Source organism: Streptomyces sp. NPDC086766, assembly GCF_044746005.1.
In the GTDB taxonomy this organism is placed as follows: Bacteria; Actinomycetota; Actinomycetes; order Streptomycetales; family Streptomycetaceae; genus Streptomyces.
In genome coordinates this window covers 165,829-172,764 of the sequence record NZ_JBIVBI010000004.1, presented here as the reverse complement: position 1 = coordinate 172,764, position 6,936 = coordinate 165,829, and the positions used below count along the sequence as shown (strand labels likewise).

Sequence of the window (6,936 nt, the reverse complement as noted above, 5' to 3'; positions counted from 1 at the left end):
GCCCTGGCGGGCTCTCGGGGGGGCGTGTCGCTGGGCCGGGTGAAGGGGGGGTGGGCCCGGGTGTGGCGGGGGGGGGGGGGGCCGGGGGGGGGGCCCCCCCCACGGAAGGGAGAACCGTGGCCTCTTGATTCAAGGAGTGAAGTAAGGGACCGTCAATACCTTTGGTACGGACCGGTCCTGGCCCTCACGCACGCGGCCTGCGGGCGTGCACCGCCCGGCTGAGCCGGCGGCCCAGCAGAAGGTAACCGAGCAGCGCGCCCGTGGTGTTGAGGATGACGTCGTCGATGTCGAAGGCGCGTCCGGTGATCAGCGCCCCCTGGGCGAACTCCACCAGCAGCATCACGACAGCCGTCAGCAGCACCACGCGCAGCAGCCGGCGCGTCCGCGGTGCCACGATCGGCACCAGCACGCCGAACGGCACCCCGAGCAGCAGATTGCCGCCGATCTGCTTGACCGTGTCCCGCAGCCCCGGAGCCTCAAGGTAGAGCTTCAGCGAGCGCCCCGGATGCAGGTTGGTGTGCGCGATGGACGCCGACGCGGGCGACGGCTGGAGCGTCAGCTTCGCCAGGACGACGGCGAAGGCCACCATGAAGACGAAGGCGCACAGCATCGCCAGCAGGCGCAGGGGCCAGGGGAGCGGCCGGCGCTCCCCGGGGTCCGGCTGCGGGGAGCGCGCGGCCTTCGCGGCGCGTCCGGTCCTGGTGGCGCGATTGGTCCTGGCCGTACGTCCGGTCTTGGCCGAGAACGGACGGAAAGCGGTACGTGGGCGCAGCGCCACGCGAGCCATGTGCTCCTCCAATTTTTAACTTTCAGACGTAGGACAGCGGTTACCCGCGAAGTCGGCCGGGATGCGGAGGATCGGTCCCGACCGTGGGCACCCGTGGCGCGAAAGCGACCGTGTTCCCCGCGCGCCGGCGACCGGGTTTCCGGCGCCGCCGGCGGGGCATCCGGGCGGGGGCCCGCGCGTCGCCGCTCACCGCGAGCGGGGCGGTGTTTGGATGCCCCGAAGCGGCGCACGGGAGATTCCCGGCGCTCCAGTGACCACACCGGCGGAGGTGGCGCGTGAACCGGCGTACGGCGCTCCTGGCCGTGGGGGAGGTCCTGGCCTGGTGGGCCGCGCTCCTGCTGCTGTGGCTGGTCCTGATCAGCACGGTGGACACCCTGGAAGTGGCCGTCGGCGCCGGTGCCGCGGGCCTGGCGGCGACGGCCGCGTGGGCCGGCCGGCGCGTGGTGGGCGGATGGTGAACGGCTGGATCCTGACCGCGTCCTGTGTCCTGGCCGCCGGGCTCGGCGCCGTCCTGTGGGGCGTCACCACCGGGCCGTTGCGCCGCAGGGCCGTCGCCCAGAACCTGTCCACCGCCGTGGCCTGCCCGGTCCTGCTGCTGCTCGCACAGGGCTACGACCGTCCCTCCTACGTCGATCTCGCCCTGCTGCTCGCGCTGCTGGGCCCGGTCGGCACCCTCGTCTTCGCCCGGCTGCTCGCCGACGAGCTCGCCGAGGACCCGCCCCGGGCCCGGGGCGCGACCTGGGTGTGCGCCGGTCTCGGCGCGCTGGTCGTGCCGGCGCTGTGCGCGGTCACCGGACCGGGCCGCGCGACGGTGAAGCTCCTGGTCGTCGGGGCGCTGCTGATCGGCGGCAACCTGATCGCCTCCCGGGCGCTGTACGGCGGGCCGAAGGGGGCCGGACGTGGCTGACGTGGTTCTCGTGGTGGCGCTGCTGCTCGTCGCCGGATGCGCGACCGCCGCCGTCGCGCACCGCGACCCCGCGCGCCAGGCGCTCGTCCTGTCCGTCCTCGGTGTCGTCCTCGCGGTGCTGTTCACCGTGCTCCAGGCGCCCGACGTCGCCCTGTCGCAGCTCGCGGTCGGCTCGGCGCTGACCCCCCTGCTGATCATGCTCGCGGTCCGCAAGGTCAGGCGGCGCGCGGCCGGTTCCGCCCAGGCCGGGTCCGGAGAGACCACCCGGGGAGAGAGCGGAGCCAAGGAGGCGAACTCCGAGGAGACCGGGTCCGAAGGGGGCGAGCGGTGAACCCGAGGGTGCGGCTGTGGCTCGTCGGGGCGGGCGGCTCGGGACTCGCCGCGCTGCTCGTCGCCGCCTGCCTGAAGCTGCCCGCCTTCGGTGGCCCGTGGCATCCCTACGGCGACCGCGCCGTGCGCGCCTCCCTGTCCCGGCACGCCGCCAACACCGTCGCCTCCGTCAACTTCGACCAGCGGGCCTTCGACACCACGGGCGAGATGACCATCCTCTTCGCGGCCGTCCTCGGCTGCCTCGTCCTGCTGCGGCAGACCCGCGACGAGCACCGCGCCCGGCCCCGCCCCGCCGACGTCGCCCGGCCGGTCCGCCGCTACGCCCTGGTCGTGCTGCCCGTCGCGCTGCTCACCGGCCTGTACGTGATCGCCCACGGGCAGCTCAGTCCCGGCGGCGGCTTCCAGGGCGGTGTCGTCGCCGCGACCGCCCTGCACCTGCTGTACCTGGGAGCCGACTACCGCGCCCTGGAACGCGTGCGCCCGGTCGGGCTCTACGAGATCGGCGACGCGCTGTCCGTCTCCGCCTACCTGGTCCTCGGTCTCGCGGGCGTCCTGGCGGGCACCGCCTTCCTCGCCAACACCCTGCTGCCGTACGGCACGTTCAACACGCTGTCCTCGGGCGGCACCGTGCCCCTGCTGAACGCGGCCGTCGGAATGGAGGTCGCCTGCGCGGTGGTGGTGCTGCTCGCCGGCTTCCTGGACCAGGCCGTCGAGATCGAGGAGGAGAGCGGGAAGTGAGAACGCCGTGACCGCCGTGCTGCACGTCCTTCCGTACCTGGTCGCCGTATGGGTGTTCCTGACCGGCTGCTACGGCCTGGCCACCAGCCGGAACCTGATCCACGCCGTCGGCTGCCTGGCCGTCGTGCAGTCCTCCACGTACGTGCTGCTGCTGGCCGTCGGCTACCGCGACGGCGGCACCGCGCCCGTCTTCTCCGACATCCGGCCCGGCTCGCGGCCCGTGGTGGACCCCGTCGTGCAGGCGCTGGCCCTCACCGACGTCGTCGTCGGCGCCACCGTCACCGCGCTGCTGCTCGCGCTGGTCATGCAGGTCGCCAAACGGCACGGCACGGTCGACCCCGACGAGCTGAGGGAGCTGCGCGGCTGATGCGCCATCTGCTGCCGCTGCTGGTGGCCGTGCCGCTGCTGGGCGCCGCCGTGCTGATCGCCGTGGGCCGCCATCTGCCGCGTCCGGCCGCCGAGACCGTCGCCTGCGCGGTCTCCGGCGCGACGGCCGGCCTCGCGCTGGTGCTGCTGCTCAACTCCTCGCCACCGCTGGTCGAATGGGTCGGCGCCTGGTACCCGAAGGACGGCGAGAGTGTCGGCATCGTCCTCACCGGCGACGGCGCCGGCCTCGGCATGGCCGCGCTCGCGTCACTGCTCACGCTGGCCGCGCTGGCGTACTCCTGGCACTACTTCGACGAACCGCCCCACGGCCACGCGGGTGCCTACCCGGCGCTCATGCTGCTCTTCCAGGGAGGCATGTGCGGCTTCGCGATCGCGGGCGACCTGTTCGACGCGTTCGTGTTCTTCGAGCTGATGAGTGTCGTGGCGTACGCGCTCACCGGCTACCGCGTCGACGAGGCCAAGGCCGTGCAGGGCGCCATGACCTTCGGCGTCGTCAACTCGCTGGGCGCCTACTTCCTGCTCACGGGCATCGGCCTGCTCTACGCCCGCACCGGCGAACTCTCCCTGGTGAAGATCGGGCGCGGACTCGACGCGCACGGCGGGCCGGACGCCCTCACCCTCGCCGCCTTCGTCCTCGTACTGACCGGCCTGCTGGTGAAGGCCGCCGCCGTGCCCTTCCACTTCTGGCTGCCGGACGCGCACGCCGTCGCTCCCACGCCCGTGTGCATGCTGCTCTCCGGCGTCATGGTGGAACTCGGCGCGTACGGCGTCTGGCGGGTGTACGGCACCGTCTTCTCCGGCCCCGGCGGAGTCCCCGCGGGGGACTTCACCCGGGCCCTGGTCGCGCTCGGCGTGCTGACGGCGGCGGTCGGCGCGGTCATGTGCTGGTACCAGCGGCACATCAAGCGGCTGCTCGCCTACTCGACCGTCGCCCACACCGGGCTGTTCCTCGTCGGCATCGGCGCGCTGACGCCCGAGGCGGACGACGGCGTCGCGCTGTACGTCCTCGGGCACGCGGGCGTGAAGGCGGCCCTGTTCGCCTGCGCCGGCATCCTGCTGAACCGCTACGGCGGCGTCGACGAACTCGCCCTGCACGGCCGGGCCCGGGAACTGCGCGGTGTGGCGGTCATGTTCGCCGTCGGGGCGCTGGCCCTGGCGGGGCTCCCGCCGTTCGGCACCGGCCTCGGCAAGGCCGTCGCCGAGGAGGCGGTGGGCGGCCCGCTCACCGTGGTCTACGTCCTGGCGTCCGCCGTCACCGGGGGAGCGGTGCTGCGGGTGACCGGGCGCGTGTTCCTCGGGCTCGGCCCGCGGCCGGAGGAACACCCGGAGGAATACGTGGAGGTACACCCGGAGGACGAGACGACCGGGTCCGGCGAGCAACCCGAGACCCTGCACCGCCTCACCCGTGTCCCCGGCACCATGCGGGCGGTCCCCGCGGTGCTCCTCGCCGCCGCACTCGCCGTCGGGGTGGCGCCCGGGTTCGCGGGACTGGTCGCCCGTGCCGTCAACGAGTCCGGTTCCGGGGGCGCCGCCGGCCTCGTGCACTGGACGGGGACCGGAGTCCTCCTGGGGCTGCTTTCGGCCCTGCTGGCCACCGGGCTGGCGGCCGTCGCCGTCACCCGCCCGGGACCTCTTTCGGAACCCGACTGGGCCCTGCCGCTCAGGCGCCTGCAGTCCGGGCACATCGGCGACTACGTGGCCTGGCTGCTGGTGGGGACGACCCTGCTGGGAGCCCTGGCCCTGCCGGGCGTCCTCGGCGGCTGAGACCGCCGAGGACGCGGGCCCGAGGCATCGGGCCCCTGAGGCATCGGGCCTCCGAGGCGCCGTGCCCCCGAGGCGACGGGCCCCGGAGCCGTCCGGTTCAGGCGCCGTAGGAGACGTGCACCTCCTTGAAGCCGAGGGAGCGCAGCAGGCCTTCCAGCATGCCGGTGGTGTTGCTCTCGGCCCGCGCGGTCAGACCGCTGTCCTTGGCCGCGTCGGAGATGTGCCGGACGGCGAGCTGCTGCACGGCGCGTTCGCTGTTGGGGTTGTCGGAGAACAGGTCGCCGAGGCGGTCCAGCAGCCCGCGCTGCTTGGAGACCGCGTACGAGTGGTCGGGGTCGAGGGCCGGCTTGCCGAGCCGTGCGTGCGGCAGGCGCAGCGTGGCCGAGGTGCGGTCCGCGTTGACCGACACGTCCTTGCCGCCGACCTCGCCGAGGTCGACGTAGGCGTCGACGGTGCCCGCCCCCACGTACAGGGTGCGGGTGCCGCGGATCGCGTCCGGCAGGTACTTGGTGTCCTTCTCCAGGTCCACGACGACCTGGAAGTTGCCGGACGCGGCGTTGTAACGGCTCATGTCCTGGATGGACTTCAGCAGCGCGGGGCCCGAACGGTCCTGCGTCCGCGTGCCGAACAGGTCGTTGATGCCCGGCAGCACGGCCATCCGGATCCCCGCGAACAGCACGACGAGCACCACCACGACGGCGGTCACCGCCTTCGCCCAGCCGGGCATGCGCCGGGGCACTCGCCTGAGGGAAGTCGTCATTCGGCGCTCCTCCTTCCTCCCTCTGCGCATGCCCGCCAAATCCCGTGACAGACAGCCCCGTTGGCCGGCCCCTCCGCAGCCGGGCCGGACGTGCGCATCGACGGCGCCCCCGCCGCGGACCCCGGAGGCCGGGGCACCGGGTCCGGCCACCGTACGCGCGGGGGCCGTGGCGCACCGCGACCGGCTTTCCCGTGGTCAGTAGCATGAGCCCGGCAGTCAGCAGTGATCATGCGAGGAGCGGATCGTGCGAGACATCGCGGTGTTCAGCGGCAGCGCCCATCCCGAGCTGGCGGCGGAGGTCTGCGCGCATCTGGGCGTGCCGCTCAGCCCCACCCGGCTCAGCCGGTTCGCCAACGACTGCCTGGAGGTGCAGTTGCAGGCGAACTGCCGGGAACGCGACGTCTTCCTGATCCAGCCGCTGGTCAGGCCGGTCCAGGAGCACCTGGTGGAGCTGCTGCTGATGTGCGACGCCGCCCGTGGGGCCTCCGCCGGCCGCATCACCGTCGTCATGCCGCACTACTCCTACGCCCGTTCCGACAAGAAGGACGCCCCGCGCATCTCCCTGGGCGGACGGCTGGTCGCCGACCTGATGGTCGCCGCCGGCACGAGCCGGGTCCTCGCCATGACGCTGCACGCGCCGCAGGTGCACGGCTTCTTCTCGGTGCCCGTCGACCATCTGCACGCCCTGCGCGAGCTGGCCGCGCACTTCCGGCAGTACGACCTGAGCCGCACCACCGTCGTCTCGCCGGACCTCGGCAACGCCAAGGAGGCCGCCGCGTTCGCGCGCATGATCGGCGCGCAGGTGGCCGCGGGGGCCAAGCAGCGCTTCGCGGACGACCGCGTGACCATCAGCTCCGTCATCGGCGACGTGGCCGGGCGGGACGTCATCGTGCTGGACGACGAGATCGCCAAGGGCAGTACGGTGCTCGAACTCCTGGACCGGCTGCGCGAGTCGGGGCCCCGCTCGATCCGGATCGCCTGCACCCACGGCCTGTTCGCGGAGGGCGCGCTGAAACGGCTGACCGAGCAGCCCGACGTGCTGGAGATCGTGTGCACCAACACCGTGCCGGTGCCGGTGGACGACGTCGAGGAGTACCGGTTCAAGCTGCGTGTCCTGTCCATCGCCCCGGCCCTCGCCGAGGCCGTGCGGCGCATCCACAACGGCGAGTCGGTCAGCGCCCTGTTCGACGCGCCGCGCGGCGAGGAGGGCTAGGTGTGCTGTTCCGACAGGTTGGTGACGCGGCTGGCTGGTGGTTGGCCGCT

The 6,936-nt window shown here is 73.2% G+C and carries 8 protein-coding genes and 1 pseudogene; 7 read left to right on the top strand and 2 right to left on the bottom strand.

Annotated elements, in window-relative coordinates; genetic code table 11:
- Positions 1-184: 184 nt before the first annotated feature.
- Positions 185-787: a VanZ family protein gene (locus tag ACIPM1_RS09270; protein ID WP_402431117.1), complete on the bottom strand. Its 603-nt coding sequence runs from the start codon at positions 785-787 to the stop codon at positions 185-187.
- Between the two features lie 275 nt (positions 788-1,062).
- Here ACIPM1_RS09270 and ACIPM1_RS09265 point away from each other — a divergent pair, with 275 nt between their 5' ends.
- From ACIPM1_RS09265 to ACIPM1_RS09240, 6 genes and pseudogenes are all read left to right on the top strand, one after another.
- Entirely contained in the window at positions 1,063-1,245 is a 183-nt protein-coding gene (locus ACIPM1_RS09265; protein ID WP_402431114.1) for a hypothetical protein, read from the top strand.
- On the top strand, positions 1,242-1,694 hold the full coding sequence (locus ACIPM1_RS09260; protein WP_402431849.1) for a monovalent cation/H+ antiporter complex subunit F: 453 nt from the start codon (positions 1,242-1,244) through the stop codon (positions 1,692-1,694). The genes ACIPM1_RS09265 and ACIPM1_RS09260 overlap by 4 nt, the downstream gene beginning before the upstream one ends.
- A pseudogene (locus ACIPM1_RS09255) lies at positions 1,687-1,920 on the top strand (Na(+)/H(+) antiporter subunit B); the annotation flags it as partial. The gene ACIPM1_RS09260 and the pseudogene ACIPM1_RS09255, both read left to right, overlap by 8 nt.
- 101 nt (positions 1,921-2,021) lie before the next feature.
- Positions 2,022-2,762 carry an MnhB domain-containing protein gene (locus ACIPM1_RS09250; protein WP_402431111.1) on the top strand — a complete coding sequence of 247 codons (741 nt, stop codon included), beginning with the start codon at positions 2,022-2,024 and terminating at the stop codon, positions 2,760-2,762.
- Positions 2,763-2,781: 19 nt separating this feature from the next.
- Complete coding sequence (locus tag ACIPM1_RS09245; protein ID WP_392192093.1) at positions 2,782-3,129, top strand: sodium:proton antiporter; 348 nt, start codon at positions 2,782-2,784, stop codon at positions 3,127-3,129.
- Positions 3,129-4,913: a complex I subunit 5 family protein gene (locus ACIPM1_RS09240; protein WP_402431109.1), complete on the top strand. Its 1,785-nt coding sequence runs from the start codon at positions 3,129-3,131 to the stop codon at positions 4,911-4,913. The genes ACIPM1_RS09245 and ACIPM1_RS09240 overlap by 1 nt, the downstream gene beginning before the upstream one ends.
- Before the next feature lie 97 nt (positions 4,914-5,010).
- Here the strand turns inward: ACIPM1_RS09240 and ACIPM1_RS09235 are convergent, their stop codons facing one another.
- Positions 5,011-5,673, bottom strand: coding sequence for a DUF4230 domain-containing protein (locus ACIPM1_RS09235; RefSeq protein ID WP_402431106.1), 663 nt, complete (start codon positions 5,671-5,673; stop codon positions 5,011-5,013).
- A 244-nt stretch (positions 5,674-5,917) separates the two neighbouring features.
- On the opposite strand from ACIPM1_RS09235, the gene ACIPM1_RS09230 reads away from it, so the two are divergent.
- The gene (locus tag ACIPM1_RS09230) at positions 5,918-6,886 is read left to right on the top strand and encodes a ribose-phosphate diphosphokinase (protein WP_402431103.1); all 969 of its coding nucleotides are present in this window, start codon (positions 5,918-5,920) and stop codon (positions 6,884-6,886) included.
- The last annotated feature ends 50 nt before the right edge of the window (positions 6,887-6,936 follow it).

Bases quoted from the DNA above. Each gene is read 5' to 3' on its own strand.
- ACIPM1_RS09235 (WP_402431106.1), bottom strand. From the start codon at position 5,673: ATGACGACTTCCCTCAGGCGAGTGCCCCGGCGCATGCCCGGCTGGGCG.
- ACIPM1_RS09240 (WP_402431109.1), top strand. From the start codon at position 3,129: ATGCGCCATCTGCTGCCGCTGCTGGTGGCCGTGCCGCTGCTGGGCGCC.
- ACIPM1_RS09270 (WP_402431117.1), bottom strand. From the start codon at position 787: ATGGCTCGCGTGGCGCTGCGCCCACGTACCGCTTTCCGTCCGTTCTCG.